The sequence below is a fragment of the Streptomyces sp. NPDC050448 genome (assembly GCF_040655295.1).
Classification (GTDB): Bacteria; Actinomycetota; Actinomycetes; order Streptomycetales; family Streptomycetaceae; genus Streptomyces.
Genome location: NZ_JBFAJR010000005.1, coordinates 206,222 through 221,475 on the forward strand (window position 1 = coordinate 206,222; position 15,254 = coordinate 221,475).

Below are 15,254 nucleotides of genomic sequence, written 5' to 3' on the forward strand. Positions count from 1 at the left end.
TTCGAGGTGCCCTGACTGCCTCTACCTTCCCCCATTTGGCGCAAGAGAGTGCACTCGGGGTCGGCCTTTGGTCCTTTTGACGGCACTGAGTGCCTTCAACCTGCTCATCCTGCCCCCTCCGCGACGGTGCCGGAACCCCAAATGATCGATCATTTAGGTGATGTTTCCCACCGGTATCCGTCCGGACAGCCTGGGCGCGACCGCCGTGTACCTCCTGCCTGCGGAAACCGTACGCACAGCCTGGCCGAGGGCCTTGCGGGACCCGACCAGCACGACCAGTTTCTTCGCCCTGGTCACCGCCGTGTAGAGCAAGTTGCGCTGGAGCATCATCCAAGCCCCGGTGGTGACCGGGATCACCACGGCCGGATATTCACTCCCCTGGGAACGGTGGATGGTGACGGCGTACGCGTGCGCCAGCTCGTCCAACTCGGTGAACTCGTAGCCGACCTCCTCGTCCTCCTCCGTCCGCACCGTCAGCCGCTGTTCGTCCACATCCAGGGCGGTGACCACGCCGACCGTGCCGTTGAAGACGCCGTTGGCGCCCTTCTCGTAGTTGTTCCGGATCTGGGTGACCTTGTCGCCGACCCGGAAGACCCGGCCGCCGAACCTCTTCTCGGGCAGGTCCGGCCGGGCCGGCGTGATGGCCTGCTGGAGCAGGCTGTTGAGGTTCCCGGCGCCGGCCGGGCCGCGGTGCATGGGCGCGAGCACCTGGATGTCGCGGCGCGGGTCCAGCCCGAATCTGGCCGGAATCCTCCGGGCGGCCACGTCCACGGCGAGCCGCCCGGCCTCCTCGGTGTCCTCCTCGGGGAACAGGAAGAAGTCCGGCAGCCCGTCGGTGAGCGGCGGCAGGCCGGTGTTGATCCGGTGGGCGTTGGTGACCACGCCCGACTGCTGGGCCTGCCGGAAGATCCGGGTCAGCCGGACCGCGGGCACCGGCCCGCCTTCGGCCAGCAGGTCCCGCAGCACCTCCCCGGCGCCGACCGAGGGCAGCTGGTCCACGTCTCCGACCAGCAGCAGGTGTGCACCCGGTGCCACGGCCTTGACCAGCTTGTTCGCCAGCAGCAGGTCCAGCATCGAGGCCTCGTCGACGACCACCAGGTCCGCGTCCAGCGGGCGCTCCCGGTCGTACGCCGCATCCCCGCCGGGCTTGAGCTCCAGCAGCCGGTGCACGGTGGAGGCCTCGGCCCCGGTGAGCTCCGAGAGCCGTTTCGCGGCCCGGCCGGTGGGCGCGGCGAGCACGACCTTGGCCTTCTTCGCCCGGGCCAGCTCCACGATCGAGCGCACGGTGAAGGACTTCCCGCAGCCGGGCCCGCCGGTGAGGACGGCCACTCTGCGGGTCAGCGCGAGTCTGACGGCGTCCCGCTGCTCGGGGGCCAGCTTGGCCCCGGTGCGCGCGGCCAGCCAGCCCAGGGCCTTGTCCCAGTCCACGTCCTGGAAGCCCGGCATCCGGTCGTCCTCGGCGTTCAGGAGCCGCCGGACCTGCCCCACCAGCGACAGCTCGGCCCGGTGGAAGGGCACCAGGTACACGGCGGTGAGCGGGTCCGGGCCGCCCTGGGGGTCCGGCACGGGCTCCCGTACGACGCCCTCCGGGTCGGCGGCGAGTTCGGCCAGGCATTCGATGACCAGCCCGGTGTCCACCTGGAGCAGCTTGACCCCGTCGGCGATCAGCCGCTCCTCGGGCAGGAAGCAGTGCCCCTGGTCGGTGGACTGGGACAGGGCGTACTGCAGCCCGGCCTTGACCCGCTCGGGGCTGTCGTGCGGGATGCCGACGGCCTGCGCGATCCGGTCGGCGGTGAGGAAGCCGATGCCCCACACGTCGGCGGCGAGCCGGTACGGCTGGTTCTTGACCACCGAGATGGAGGCGTCGGCGTACTTCTTGTAGATCCGGACCGCGATGGAGGTGGAGACTCCGACGCCCTGGAGGAAGACCATGACCTCCTTGATGGCCTTCTGCTCCTCCCAGGCGGCGCCGATCAGCCTGGTCCGCTTGGGGCCGAGTCCGGGCACCTCGATCAGCCGCTTCGGCTCGGCCTCGATGACGTCGAGGGTGTCGGTGCCGAAGTGCTCCACGATCCGGTCGGCGATCTTGGGGCCGATGCCCTTGATCAGGCCGGAGCCGAGGTAGCGCCGTATGCCCTGGATGGTCGCGGGGAGCACGGTGCGGTAGTTCTCCACCGTGAACTGCTTGCCGTACTGGGGGTGGGATCCCCAGCGGCCCTCCATGCGCAGCGATTCGCCGGGCTGGGCCCCGAGCAGCGAACCGACGACCGTGAGCAGGTCCCCGCTGCCGCGGCCGGTGTCGACCCGGGCGACCGTGTACCCGCTCTCCTCGTTGGCGTAGGTGATGCGCTCGAGCACCCCCTCGACCACTGCCAGTTGCACCGCCCCGTTGATTGCCATGGCACGAAACTACCGCCCGGCGCCGACAGCCCGTCAGGCCTGTGGACAACCCGGGACGACCGGGACGACCGGGAGGAACGGCGGCGGGACCGAGAAGGGGGTCCGGCCTCGCGGCCGGACCCCCTCACGGTTACCCCTCCCGTGTCGGACTTCCCGATCCCCCCAGATCCCTCCCCGGAAGTACCGACGCACCATACGACCCGCTGGCCCGCCCCGGGGTTGCACACGGAATCGGAACTTTACATTTCCATTACCCATACACGCTCCGACGGCGATGCGAGGTGCCGGTAAATCACCGCAGAAGCAGCGTTTCGACCGGTGGTCTCCAGGAGGAGGCCACCCGTTGGGCGAAGGGGGGAGCCGGGGGCGGGAGCCGGCCCGGCCCTACCGCCGCCCCGGCGTCCACCGCGCTATCCTCGGGCGCCATGGAGCCCCCTGCTGACAACTCCGCCGCACCGGTACGGCTGCGGGACCCCGAGCCCGGGGAGCTGGGCTGGATCGTGCAGCGGCACGGCGCGCTCTACGCCGCCGAGTACGGCTGGAACACGGACTTCGAGGGCCTGGTGGCCCGGATCGTCGCGGACTTCGCCGAGGACCACGACCCGTATCTGGAGCGGGTCTGGATCGCCGAGCTGGACGACCGCCCGGTCGGCTCGGTGATGTGCGTCCGCGAGGACGGCGCACCCGGCACCGCGCGGCTGCGGCTGCTGCTCGTCGAGCCGGAGGGCCGCGGGCACGGCATCGGGGCCCTCCTGGTCGACACGGTCGTCGCGTTCGCGCGCTCGGTCGGCTACCGCGAGCTGGTGCTGTGGACCAACGACGTGCTGACCTCGGCCCGTTCCCTCTACCAGCGGGCCGGGTTCACCCTGGTCGCCGAGCGCCCGCACCGCTCGTACGGCGTCACGCTCACGGGGCAGGACTGGCGGCTGCCGTTGCAGGAGGACTCCCCGCGCTGACGGCCGCCGTACGGGCCTGCTCCGCCGTACCGGCCGCCGCCGTACGGGTTCCCGCGCGGGCGGGGGCCAGCGAGGTCATGCCCACTCCGCCGACCAGCAGCAGCGCCGCCACCCAGCGCAGTCCCGAGATGCCCTCGCCCAGGACCAGCGCGGCCGAGGACATCCCGAACACCGGCACCAGCAGCGAGAACGGCGCGACCGACGAGGCCGGATACCGCTTCAGCAGGTGGTTCCAGGCGCCGAAGCCGAACACGGTGGACACCCAGGCCACGTAGGCGATGACAGCGGCCCCGGACCAGTCCAGCCCGCGCAGTGCGGCCAGGTCCCGCTCGGGCCCCTCCAGCAGCAGCGAGAGCGCGAACAGCGGCAGCACCGGGACGGTGCACACCCAGACCATGAAGTTCAGTGCGTCGGGCGGGGACGCCTTGCGGGTCAGCACGTTGGACACGCCCCAGCAGGCGGCGGCCGCGACGACCAGGGTGAAGCCGAGCACCGGCCCCGAGGTGCCCCCGTCCACGGCGGCGACGGCGATCCCGGCGAGCGCCACCGCCATGCCGGCCACCCGGACCCGCCCGGGCCGCTCGCGCAGCACGACGGAGGCGAGGACGGCGGTGAAGACGGCCTGCACCTGGAGCACGAGCGAGGACAGTCCGGCCGGCATCCCTGCTGCCATGCCCGTGAAGAGGAGGCCGAACTTGGCGACGCCGAGGGCCACTCCGACCGCGATGATCCACTTCCAGGCGGTCTTGGGCCGGCCGACGAAGAACACGGCGGGCAGCGCGGCGACGAGGAAACGCAGGGCGGACAGGAGCAGCGGCGGGAAATGGCCGAGACCGATCTCGATGACGACGAAGTTGAAGCCCCAGACGGCGGCGACGAGTACGGCGAGTGCAGTGTGAACGGGACGCATGCTTCGAGCATCGACGGCGCAACCATGTAGCACCAGCTCGGATCTCTTCCGGGATGGATGAAGCATTGCTTACGGCTGCCCCGCGGGCCGGCGGTGCCTACGATGGGCCGCATGCTCGACCTCTCCCGGCTGCGCGCCCTGCACGCCGTCTCCGTCCACGGCTCGGTCGCGGGCGCGGCGGCCGCCCTCGGCTACACCCCCTCCGCCGTGTCCCAGCAGATCGCCAAGCTGGAGCGGGAGACCCGGACCACGCTGCTGGAGCGGCGCGGGCGCGGGGTCGCGCTCACCGAGGAGGCCCGGCACCTCGCCGAGACCGCCCGGGAGTTGCTGGCGATCGTGGAGCGCGCCGAGACCACTCTGGAGGAGCGGCGCGGACAGCCGAGCGGGCTGCTGACGGTGGCCGCGTTCGCCTCGGCGGCGCGCGGCCTGCTGCCGGGGGTGCTCGCCGATCTCGCGCGCCGGCATCACGCGCTGGACGTGCGCCTCACGGAGGTCGACCCCCACCTGTCGGTGGACCTGGTGGCCCGGGGGGTCACCGATCTGGCGGTGGCCCACGACTGGGACATCGCCCCCCTGCCCGCCCCGGAGGGCGTCGAGCAGGCGGTCATCGGCGACGACCCGTGTGACCTGGTGGTGCCGCAGGGCCACCCGTTCACGGCGCGGGCGGTCATCCGCAGGGCGGACCTCGGCGGTCAGCGCTGGGTCTGCCAGCCGCCCGGCCGGGTCTGCCACGACTGGCTGATGCGGACCTTGCGCACGGCCGGGTTCGAGCCCGACATCGCGCACGTGGCCGAGGAGAACCACACCATCGTCGCGCTGGTCGCGGCCGGGCTCGGGGTGGCCGTCGTACCCCGGCTGGGCACCGGCGCGCTGCCGCCGGGCGCGGTGGCCGTGCCGCTGGAACCCGGCCCCGTCCGCAGGCTGTACGCCTTGTGGCGGACGGGGGCGGCCCGCCGGCCGGCGATCACCGAGGCCGTGCGGACCCTGCAGGAGCACTGGGCGTACGCGGCACCCCTTCCGGGGGACCTCCCGAGTGTCAGCGGCTCCGGGGGCGCACCCCGGCAGTAGGGTCCGGCGCGTGCCGTACCACGCTTCCCGCAGGTCCCTGCTCACCGCGGCGGCCATGGCCGCCGTCACGGCCGCCGGGGTGACCTCGTACGCCGTGGGCGGTGCCCAGGGCGGCGGGGACGGCGAACCGCGCGCCGACGACCCGCGCCCCGGCGACCGCCCGCCCGGCCGGGCACCCGACCGGGCGGCGCTGCGCCGCCTGGTGGCCGGGATGAGCCTGGCCGAGAAGGTCGGGCAGCTCTTCGTGTCCCGCGCGTACGGCCACTCGGCGACCGACCCCGATCCGGCCGACGCCGAGCAGAATCTGAAGCTGTTCGGGGTGCGCACGGCCGCGGAGCTGGTCTCCCGCTACCACCTCGGCGGGATCATCTACTTCTCCTCGGCCCACAACACCCGCGGCCCGCAGCAGATCGCCGAGCTGTCGGCCGCCCTCCAGCGGGCCGCCGCCGCCGTCGGCTCCGGGGTCCCCCTGCTGCTCTCCACCGACCAGGAACACGGCGCCGTGGCACGCATCGGCAAGCCCGCGACGCTGCTGCCCGGGGCGATGGCCCTGGGTGCGCGGCACAGCGCGGGCGGCACCACGAGCGGCTCCGAAAACGGCGTCGGCAGCGCGGGCACCGGCAGAGCGGGCACCGGCAGCGGCGCCGACTCCGCAGCCGCCGCCGAGGCCCGCCGCGCCGCGCGCATCGCGGGTGCCGAGCTGGCCGCGATGGGCATCCGGCAGGACTACGCGCCGGTGGCCGACGTGAACGTGAACCCCGCCAATCCGGTGATCGGCGTGCGGTCCTTCGGCGCCGACCCGCAGGCGGTGGCGGCCCTGGTCGCCGCCCAGGTCCGCGGCTACCAGGGCGCCGGGGTGGCCGCCACCGCCAAGCACTTCCCCGGCCACGGGGACACCGAGACCGACAGTCACGTCGGGCTGCCGGTGATGCGGCACAGCCGGGCCCAGTGGGAGGAGCTGGACGAGCCGCCGTTCCGGGCGGCGGTGGAGGCGGGCGTGGACGCCGTCATGACGGCGCACATCGTCTTCCCCGCGCTCGATCCCTCGGGGGACCCGGCGACCCTCTCCAGGCCGATCGTGACCGGCATCCTGCGCGAACGCCTGGGCTTCAGGGGGGTGGTGGTCACCGACGCCCTCGACATGGCCGGGGTCCGCCAGAAGTACGGGGACGACCGGGTCCCGGTGCTGGCCCTGAAGGCGGGCTGCGACCAGCTGCTGAACCCGCCGGACCTGAGGCTCGCGCACCGCAGCGTGCTCGCGGCCGTCGAGGCGGGCGAGCTGACGCAGGACCGGATCGAGGAGTCGGTGCTGCGGATCCTGGAACTGAAGGCCCGCCGGGGCCTGTTCGACGCGGCGCACACCGCCGCCGGGCAGACGGGCGCGATGGTGGGGATCCCGGCGCATCTGACCGCCGCCGACGAGATCGCGGCGGGTACGACGACCCTGCTGGCCAATCCCGTGAAACTGCTGCCGCTGGATCCGGCAGCCGCGCCCCTGGTGCTGGTCACCGGGGCCGACCCGGCCTCCCCCAGCGGTACGACAGGGCCCCCTACGGCGGTACTGGCCCGGGAGCTGACCGCCCTGGGCTGCCGCGCGACGGCCGTACCGCCCGCCCGGGCGGTGGCCGCGGCTCCCGGCAACGCGGCCGTGCTGGTGTGCACGTACAACGTCCCGGAGGGGGACGGTCCGCAGCGCACGCTGGTCACGGAGCTCCTGGCCACCGGGGTGCCGGTGGCCGTGGTGGCGATCCGCAATCCGTACGACCCGGCCCGGCTGCCCGCCTGTGCGGCGGAGCTGGCGACGTACACGTGGACGGATGTGGAGATGCGGGCGGCGGCCCGGGTGGTCACCGGGACGGTACGGCCCTCGGGCCGCCTCCCGGTCCCGGTGCCGGGCCGCTACCCGCTGGGCCACGGGCTGGCGTACGACTAGCGCGTGTACGCCGGCCCGCGGCCCCGGGTCCCTCCCGGGTACCGGGATACCCGGGAAACCCGGGAGGGACGGCCGACAACGACGGCCGGGAACTACGGCCGCAGCTGCGGCTCGCGCTCCTGGTCCTTCTGGTCGAGCGTCGCGTCGGGCTTCGCCAGCGGCGTCGCCCGGCCCGCGTCGGCGAGCGCGGCGGCGGGGGCGACCCCGGCCCACTGCAGGATCTTCTGGGTGGCCAGCGCCTTCTCGCCCTCCTGGAGCTTGGCGACGTTGGCCCCGTGGTTGGCGCCGGGCGCGATCATCACGTAGCTGTCGCGGACCCCGTAGCCGAGGTGGAACGGTTCGGCACCCCACGGGTCGTTCTGCCCGTACACGAACAGCATCTGGTTGGCGTTGTGCTTCACCCAGTTGTCCACGTTCGCCATGACTCCCGGCTGGAAGGTCATCGGGATGTCACGGGGCACGAAGCTGCGCGGCGGCTGGTAGCCGTAGCGGCTCAGGCCCGCCAGGTGCGGCTGCTTGATGTCGGGGGAACCGAGCTGCGTACCCGCCTGGTAGTAGTACGGCGTGTACATCTCGAGGCCCTGGTCGGCGTAGGCCGAGAAGCCGGAGATCGTGTCGATCGAGTTCCAGATCTCCTGGTCGCTCGCGGTCGCGGCGGCCGGGATGGAGGCGCAGTCGGCGAGCAGGCTGTACTGCCAGAAGGCCCACACGTAGTCGAGCACGACGGCCTCGTAGGCCTTGTCGAGGTTGCCGACGGTGGTGAAGGTCCAGCCGTTCTGGGCGGCGGCGGCCGTGTACTTGGCCTCCAGCGGCTCACGGCGTACGAGCGCCTCGCGCTGCACCGCGTTCAGCTTGTCGCGGCACTCCTTGGTGCCGACCTTGGTGAAGAACCGGTCGTACGCCGAGTCCTCCTTGTTGACGACGTCGTTGGGCGCGACGTACGCGACGACACCGTCCATGTCGCGCGGGTAGTAGCGCTCGTAGTACGTCGCCGTCATACCGCCCTTGCTGCCGCCCGTGGCGAGCCAGTTCTTGTTGTAGATCTTCTTCAGGGCGGTGAAGATGCGGTGCTGGTCGCTGGCGGCCTGCCAGATGTCCAGGTTCGCCCAGTTGGCCGGGTCGGGCCGGGAGGGCGTGAAGAATCGGTACTCCAACGACACCTGGTTGCCGTCGACGATGGTCGTCGGCTCGCTGCGGCGCGGGTTGGTGTTGACGTTGTAGCCGGAGGTGTAGAACACCGTGGGCCGGGAGACGTCCTTGTGCAGCAGGGTGAGGCGCTGCTTGAAGGTGCCCTTCGACGGGTTCCGGTGGTCGACCGGCTGTTCGTAGTTCAGTACGAAGAAGCGGTACCCGGGGTACGGCTTCTCCTCGATCAGACTCATCCCCGGAATCGCGAGGATCTCGTCCTTGATGTCCGTCGCGGCGGACGGCCCTGCGGCGGTGGCCGCCTGAGCCGTGAAGCCGGCTGCGCCCATGGTGCCGATCAGCACCACGAGCGACAGCAGCCAGCCGAGCGTCTTGCGCATTCACCCTCCCCTGAGTTCACTTCGGTCGCCCGTGAACCTAGCGGGGTCAACACGCTGCTGACCAGACCTAGTTGGGACGCTCGTTCAGCACAGAATCCAGCCGGAATCGACAGATCCGGCTTCAATGCTGCCCTTTACATACACGCAGCGGTTGATCGCACCGACGGCGACAGGACCGGCATACCGGGTGAATTGCCCCGCGTCGCGCACCGGGACCCCGCCGCGCGGCTGGACGCTCACCGCCATCGTCCGGCGCCGGCCCGGGTCGTGGGCCACCGTCACCGCGCAGGCCTGCGTACGGCTCTTGTAGACGCGCACCTCGCCCGTCGGCAGAGGCAGCGTCCTGACCAGGGCGCCCCCGCAGCCACCGGTCGCCGCGTGGGCCGACGGCGCCGCGAACAGGCCGCCGGCGCAGAGCATCAGTCCCGCCGTGAACACCCGTGCCGACGCGGCCCCCCGGCCGCGCCCCTTCCGCCCGTGTTCCACCCTGCCCCCCGATCGGTCGTACGCAACACGTACGCACGTACGACGCGCGGACCCCCCGGAAGGTTGCATACAGCAAGATCCGGGGGGGGCCGGGGCAGGTCGGCGGCGCGTACCGCGGCTCGGGCGGCGCGCGGCCTATGCGGCGGCGCGCTCGTCCTCGCCGACGAAGGTCCGCCACAGCTCGGCGTACCGGCCGCCGCGGGCCACGAGTTCGGCGTGGGTGCCGTCCTCCACGACCCGGCCGCGGTCCATGACCACGACCCGGTCGGCGCGCGCGGCCGTCGTCAGCCGGTGTGCCACGACGAGGGTGGTGCGCTTGCCGGCGAGCCGGTCGGTGGCCTGGTTGACCTGGGCCTCGGTGGCCAGGTCGAGCGCGGCGGTGGCCTCGTCGAGCAGCAGCACGTCCGGGTCGACGAGTTCGGCGCGGGCCAGGGCGATCAGCTGGCGCTGGCCGGCCGAGAGGTTGCGGCCGCGCTCGGCGACGGTGTGCAGGTAGCCGCCGTCGAGGGTGGCGATCATGTCGTGGGCGCCGACCGCGCGGGCGGCCGCCTCCACCTCGGCGTCGCCCGCCTCGGGCCGCCCGTAGGCGATGGCGTCGCGGACCGTCCCCTGGAAGAGGTAGGGCTCCTGGGGGACGACCCCGAGCCGTTGGCGGTACGCCGTCAGGTCGAGCTCCCGCAGATCGGCCCCGTCGGCGGTGACCCGGCCGGAGGTCGGGTCGTAGAACCGGGCCACGAGCTTGACCAGCGTGGACTTGCCCGCACCGGTCTCGCCGACGAAGGCGACGGTCTGGCCGGCGGGTATCCGCAGGCTGATTCCGGCCAGCGCGTCACCCTTCTCACCGCGCTCCTCCGCGGTGCCGTAGGCGAACCGCACGTCCTCGAAGGCGATCTCGCCGCGCAGCTCCGCGACCTCGCGGGGCTCGGCCGGGCGGGGGGTGCTGGTGGGTTCGCGCAGCAGCCCCTGGATCCGGCCGAGGGAGACGGTGGCCTGCTGGTAGCCGTCGAAGACCTGGGAGAGCTGCTGGACGGGGGCGAAGAACAGGTCGATGTACAGGAGGTACGCCACCAGCGCGCCGGTGGTGAGGGTCCCGGCCTCGACCCGGCCCGCGCCGACGATGAGCACGGCGGCCGCGGCCCCGGAGGACAGCAGCTGCACGAACGGGAAGTAGACGGATATCAGCCACTGGCCCCGGACCCGGGCCTCGCGGTACGAGTCGCTCCGCCCGGCGAACCGGGCGGCACCGGCACGCTGGCGGCGGAAGGCCTGGACGATGCGCAGCCCGGAGACGGACTCCTGGAGATCGGCGTTGACCAGGCTGACCCGGTCGCGGGCGAGCTCGTACGCGGCGACCGACTTGCGGCGGAACACGATCGTGCCGAGGACCAGCACGGGGAGGGTGGCGAAGACGATCAGCGCGAGCTCGACGTCGAGGACGAGCAGGGCGATCAGGATGCCGAAGAAGGTGAAGACGGAGACGACGGCGGTGACGAGCCCGGTCTGCAGGAAGCTGGAGAGGGCGTCCACGTCGGTGGTCATCCGGGTCATGATCTTGCCGGTCAGCTCGCGCTCGTAGTAGTCGAGGCCGAGGCGCTGGAGCTGGGCGAAGATCTTGACGCGGAGGGCGTACAGCACGCGCTCGCCGGTGCGCCCGGTCATCCGGGTCTCGGCGAACTGGGCGGCCCACTGCGCGACGACGACGGCGAGCGCGAGACCGGCGGCCACCCAGACGGCGCCGAGGGCGGCCTGCTCGACGCCCTTGTCGATGCCGTGCCGGATCAGGATGGGCAGCAGCAGCCCGGAGCCCGCGTCGACGGCGACGAGGCCGAGGCTGACGGCGAGGGGAGCCCAGAAGCCGTGGAGCAGCCGGCGCAGGTTGTAGCTCTTCTCTGCGGCCGCGGCGCGGGTCTCGTCCACGGCGGGCTCGTCGTCGGCGGGCGGCAGCGCGGCCACCTGCGCGAGCAGCTCGGGGGTGGCTGGCATGCCGGCGACGGCGCCGGCCATGGAGTGGCCGGCGCCGGGTGCGCCGGCTCCGGCGGCGGGGGACGCGGTGGTCTCCGCTTCGTCCTGGCGGCGCCACAGCTCGGGGGTCACCCCGTCGACGACCCGCCGCTTGGCGTTGACCGGCTCGGAGTCGATCTCGGCCTCGAGCTCGATGTCCCGTTCGATGTCCCCTTCGAGGTCTCGCTCGAACTCGGCCATCGCGGGCGCGTCGGGGGTGCGCGGCGAGGCGGCGCCGAGCGCGTCGGGGTCGGTGAGCAGGCGCCGGTAGAGGGGCGACCTGCGCTCCAGTTCCTCGTGCGTGCCGATGTCGGAGAGCCGCCCGTGGTCGAGTACGGCGATCCGGCCGGCCAGCGCGAGCGTGGAGCGGCGGTGGGCGATGAGGAGGGTGGTCCGGCCGGCCATGACGGCGCGCAGCGCCTCGTGGATCTCGTGCTCGACGCGGGCGTCCACGGCGGAGGTGGCGTCGTCCAGGAGCAGCAGCCGGGGGTCGGTGAGGATGGCGCGGGCGAGCGCGATGCGCTGGCGCTGGCCGCCGGAGAGGGTGAGTCCCTGCTCGCCGACCTTGGTGTCGTACCCGGCGGGCAGGGCCCGGACGAACCCTTCGGCCTGGGCGGCGCGGGCGGCGGCCTCGACTTGCTCGTCGGTGGCGTCGGGGTGGCCGTAGGCGATGTTGGCGCGGATGGTGTCGGAGAAGAGGAAGGAGTCCTCCGGCACGAGTCCGATGGCGGCGCGCAGGGAGTCGTACGTGAGCCCGCGTACGTCGTGCCCGCCGACGCGGACGGTGCCGCGGTCGGCGTCGTAGAAGCGGGGCAGGAGGAGGGAGACGGTGGACTTGCCGGAGCCCGACGCTCCGACGACGGCGATCGTCTCGCCTTCGGCGATGGAGAGCGAGAACCCGTCGAGGACGGGCCGCTCGGGGTCGTACCCGAAGACGACGTCGTCGAACTCGACGGTGGCGGGGGCGTCGGCGGGCAGCTCGTGCGTGCCCTCTTCGATGACGGGCTCGGTGTCGATGAGCTCGAAGACCCGCTCCACGCCGGCGCGGGCCTGCTGGCCGACGGTGAGGACCATGGCGAGCATGCGGACGGGGCCGACGAGCTGGGCGAGGTAGGTGGAGAAGGCCACGAACGTGCCCAGGGTGACCTGCCCCTTGGTGGCCATCCAGCCGCCGAGGGCCAGCATGGCGACCTGCCCGAGGGCCGGTACGGCCTGCAGGGCGGGGGTGTAACGGGAGTTGAGCCGGATGGTCCGCATCCGCCCGGCGAACAGCCGCCGGCCGGCGGCGCGCAGCTTGCCGGTCTCCTGCTCCTCCTGGCCGAAGCCCTTGACGACGCGGACGCCGGTGACGGCCCCGTCGACGACGGTGGCGACGGCGGCGGCCTGGCCCTGGGCCCACCAGGTGGCGGGGAAGAGCTTCTTGCGGCTGCGCTTGGCGATGAACCACAGGGCCGGGGCCATGAGCAGCGCGACGAGGGTCAGCAGCGGGGACAGCCACAGCATGATGCCGAGGGATATCCCGAAGAGGAGGAAGTTCCCGATGGTCATCGGGAGCATGAAGAGCAGGCCCTGGATGAGCTGGAGGTCGCTGGTGGCCCGCCCGACGACCTGTCCGGTGGACAGTTCGTCCTGCCGGCGCCCGTCGAGGCGGGCGATGGTGTCGTACATGTCGGTGCGCAGGTCGTGCTGGACGTCGAGCGCGAGCCGCCCGCCGTAGTACCTGCGTATGTAGGTCAGCACGTACACGAGGACCGCGGCGGCTATGAGCAGCCCGGCCCAGATGCCCATGGGCTTGCTGTGGTCGCCGATGACGTCGTCGATGATGACCCGGGTGACCAGCGGCACGAGCGCCATGACGGCCATGCCGCCCAGCGAGGACCCGAGCGCGAGCAGCACATTGAGCCTGTACCGCCAGGTGTAGGCGGCGAGCCGCCGGGCCCAGCCCTGTTTCTCCCCCGCCGCCGTCTGTGCCGCCGCCACGTGGTGCCTCCCCGTTTCGTCCTGTCCTGCCGCCTCCCCCAACGCCCCGACCGGTGGATTTCATCCCCTGGCAACAATCGCACCGGGGTCCGCCCCCGGCGACCGCCCTTCACCCGACCGGGTCCTGCGCCGCGTGGAACTCGTACCTCGAGGAAGCGGGCCGGCGCGAGGCCGAGCCCGTCGAGGCGGGCGCAGGTCCCGCCGGGGCCGGATTCCGGCTCGGCGACGGGCTTGCCGGCGACGAGGGCAGCGCCGAATCCCGCGCCGCCGGATGGCCCGGGACTCCCGCCACGGCAACGCGTCTAGAGGTGGGTCGGGGCGAACATCTTCAGGGTGGCCGGGAGGACCAGGACCGTCGGCCCCGGGGTGGAGAGGGACCTGGCCAGGTCCTCGTGGAGGGTTTCCGGGGTGGTCGTGGCCGCCGGGATGCCGAAGGATCCCGCCAGGGCGACGAAGTCCGGGCGGGTGAGTTCCGTGCCCGTCGTGCGGCCCTCGAAGGAGTCCGTCATGTACTCGCGCAGGATGCCGTAGCCGCCGTCGTCCACGATCAGCCAGGTCACGTCCAGGTCGTGCTGCTTCGCCGTCGCCAGGTCCGCGATCGAGTACATCGCGCCGCCGTCGCCCGAGACGGCCAGGACCGGGGTGCCCGGTTCCGCGATGCAGGCGCCCAGGGCCGCCGGGAAGGCGTAGCCGAGGCCGCCCGCGCCCTGCGCCGAGTGCATCGTGTTGGGGTGCTTCGCGTCGAACGCCGACCAGGCCCAGTAGGACAGGATCGTCATGTCCCAGAAGGACGGGGAGCGCGCGGGGAGGGCCGCGCGGATCGAGGTGAGGAGCTGCCGCTCCAGGGCCGTGTCCTGGGTGGACAGGCGGGTTTCGATCTCCGAGAGGACCCTCGCCACCCGTTCGGGAGCCGAGGCGTCCGCGCGTTCCGGGACCGTTTCCAGCAGGGCCTGGAGGGCGAGGCGGGCGTCCGCGTGGATGCCGAGGGCCGTGTGGTTGGACTCCAGCTTGCCGAGGTCCGCCTCGATCTGGACGATCCGGCCCTCGGGGAAGAAGGTGTGGTAGTTCGAGGACAGCTCGCCGAGGCCGGAGCCCACCACGAGGAGCACGTCCGCGTCCTCCAGGAAGTCCGTCATGTGGCGGTCCTCCAGCCAGGACTGGAGGGACAGCGGGTGGGTCCACGGGAAGGCGCCCTTGCCGCCGAAGGTGGTGACCACCGGGGCGTTCAGCCGCTCCGCCAGTCGGCGCAGCTTCCCCGCCGCGTCCGAGCGGATCACCCCGCCGCCAGCGATGATCACCGGGCGGGAGGCCCTCCCCAGCCAGTGCGCCGCGAGAGCGGTGAGCTCGGGGCGCGGGGCGAGCTCGTGCGGCGTCGCGTCCACGCCCGTGACCTGGGGGATCATCGTTTCCGCACGGAGGACGTCCTCCGGGATCTCCACCCACACCGGGCCGTGCGGAGCCGTCAGCGCCGATTCCCAGGCCTCCGCGATCACGGACGGGATCTGGGACGGGGTGCGGGCCGTGTGGACCGACTTGACCACGTCCCGGAACGACGCCGACTGGTCCCGCAGCTCGTGCAGGTGCCCGCGCCGGCCGCCGCCCAGCCCCGCCACCGGGACCTGCGAGGCGATGGCGAGTACCGGAGCCGATGCGGCGGCCGCCTCGGCCAGGGCCGGCAGGGCCATCAGCGCGCCCGGGCCCGTGGAGAGCAGGAGGGGGACCGCCTCGCCCGTGATGCGGCCGTACGCATCCGCCGCGAACCCGGCGTTGTTCTCCGTCCGCAGCCCGATCAGCCGCAGGTCCGAGCGCCCCACCGCGTCGAACATGCCGAGCGCGTGCTGCCCCGGCAGCCCGAACACGGTGGTGGCGCCGAGCGAACGCAGCGTCTCCACGACCAGGTCCCCGCCCGTCCGCCCCGGCGGCGGCGCGAGAGCGGCCGCCGTCTGGGCTTCGGTGGGACGGAGTACCAGGTCGTGGTCGTGCGTCACGTGCGC

At 72.7% G+C, this 15,254-nt stretch carries 8 protein-coding genes and 1 pseudogene; 3 read left to right on the forward strand and 6 right to left on the reverse strand.

Annotated features, from left to right (window positions below):
* Positions 1-153: 153 nt before the first annotated feature.
* Positions 154-2,400: an ATP-dependent RecD-like DNA helicase gene (locus tag AB0I68_RS09345; RefSeq protein WP_363176608.1), complete on the reverse strand. Its 2,247-nt coding sequence runs from the start codon at positions 2,398-2,400 to the stop codon at positions 154-156.
* 464 nt (positions 2,401-2,864) lie between these two features.
* Here AB0I68_RS09345 and AB0I68_RS09350 point away from each other — a divergent pair.
* Positions 2,865-3,356 (forward strand): annotated as a pseudogene (locus AB0I68_RS09350) (GNAT family N-acetyltransferase); the annotation flags it as partial.
* Here AB0I68_RS09350 and AB0I68_RS09355 read toward each other — a convergent pair.
* A complete protein-coding gene (locus AB0I68_RS09355) occupies positions 3,307-4,266 on the reverse strand; it encodes an EamA family transporter (protein WP_363176609.1) in 960 nt (319 codons plus the stop codon). The pseudogene AB0I68_RS09350 and the gene AB0I68_RS09355 sit on opposite strands and share 50 nt — an antisense overlap.
* Positions 4,267-4,377: 111 nt before the next feature.
* On the opposite strand from AB0I68_RS09355, the gene AB0I68_RS09360 reads away from it, so the two are divergent.
* Together AB0I68_RS09360 and AB0I68_RS09365 are read left to right on the forward strand one after the other, a co-directional pair.
* Positions 4,378-5,334 (forward strand): LysR family transcriptional regulator, encoded by a 957-nt coding sequence (locus AB0I68_RS09360; RefSeq protein WP_363176610.1) that lies wholly within the window; start codon positions 4,378-4,380, stop codon positions 5,332-5,334.
* A gap of 10 nt (positions 5,335-5,344) precedes the next feature.
* Complete coding sequence (locus AB0I68_RS09365) at positions 5,345-7,267, forward strand: glycoside hydrolase family 3 N-terminal domain-containing protein (protein WP_363176611.1); 1,923 nt, start codon at positions 5,345-5,347, stop codon at positions 7,265-7,267.
* Between the two features lie 92 nt (positions 7,268-7,359).
* Here AB0I68_RS09365 and AB0I68_RS09370 read toward each other — a convergent pair whose 3' ends face one another.
* The 4 genes from AB0I68_RS09370 to AB0I68_RS09385 form a co-directional block, all read right to left on the reverse strand.
* Positions 7,360-8,793, reverse strand: coding sequence for a S28 family serine protease (locus tag AB0I68_RS09370; RefSeq protein WP_363176612.1), 1,434 nt, complete (start codon positions 8,791-8,793; stop codon positions 7,360-7,362).
* Between the two features lie 84 nt (positions 8,794-8,877).
* Positions 8,878-9,231 carry a hypothetical protein gene (locus AB0I68_RS09375; RefSeq protein ID WP_363176613.1) on the reverse strand — a complete coding sequence of 118 codons (354 nt, stop codon included), beginning with the start codon at positions 9,229-9,231 and terminating at the stop codon, positions 8,878-8,880.
* 183 nt (positions 9,232-9,414) lie between these two features.
* Positions 9,415-13,260: an ABC transporter ATP-binding protein gene (locus AB0I68_RS09380; RefSeq protein ID WP_363176614.1), complete on the reverse strand. Its 3,846-nt coding sequence runs from the start codon at positions 13,258-13,260 to the stop codon at positions 9,415-9,417.
* 302 nt (positions 13,261-13,562) lie between these two features.
* Positions 13,563-15,248, reverse strand: a complete 1,686-nt coding sequence (locus AB0I68_RS09385) for a thiamine pyrophosphate-binding protein (RefSeq protein ID WP_363176615.1) — start codon at positions 15,246-15,248, stop codon at positions 13,563-13,565.
* Positions 15,249-15,254 lie beyond the last annotated feature (6 nt).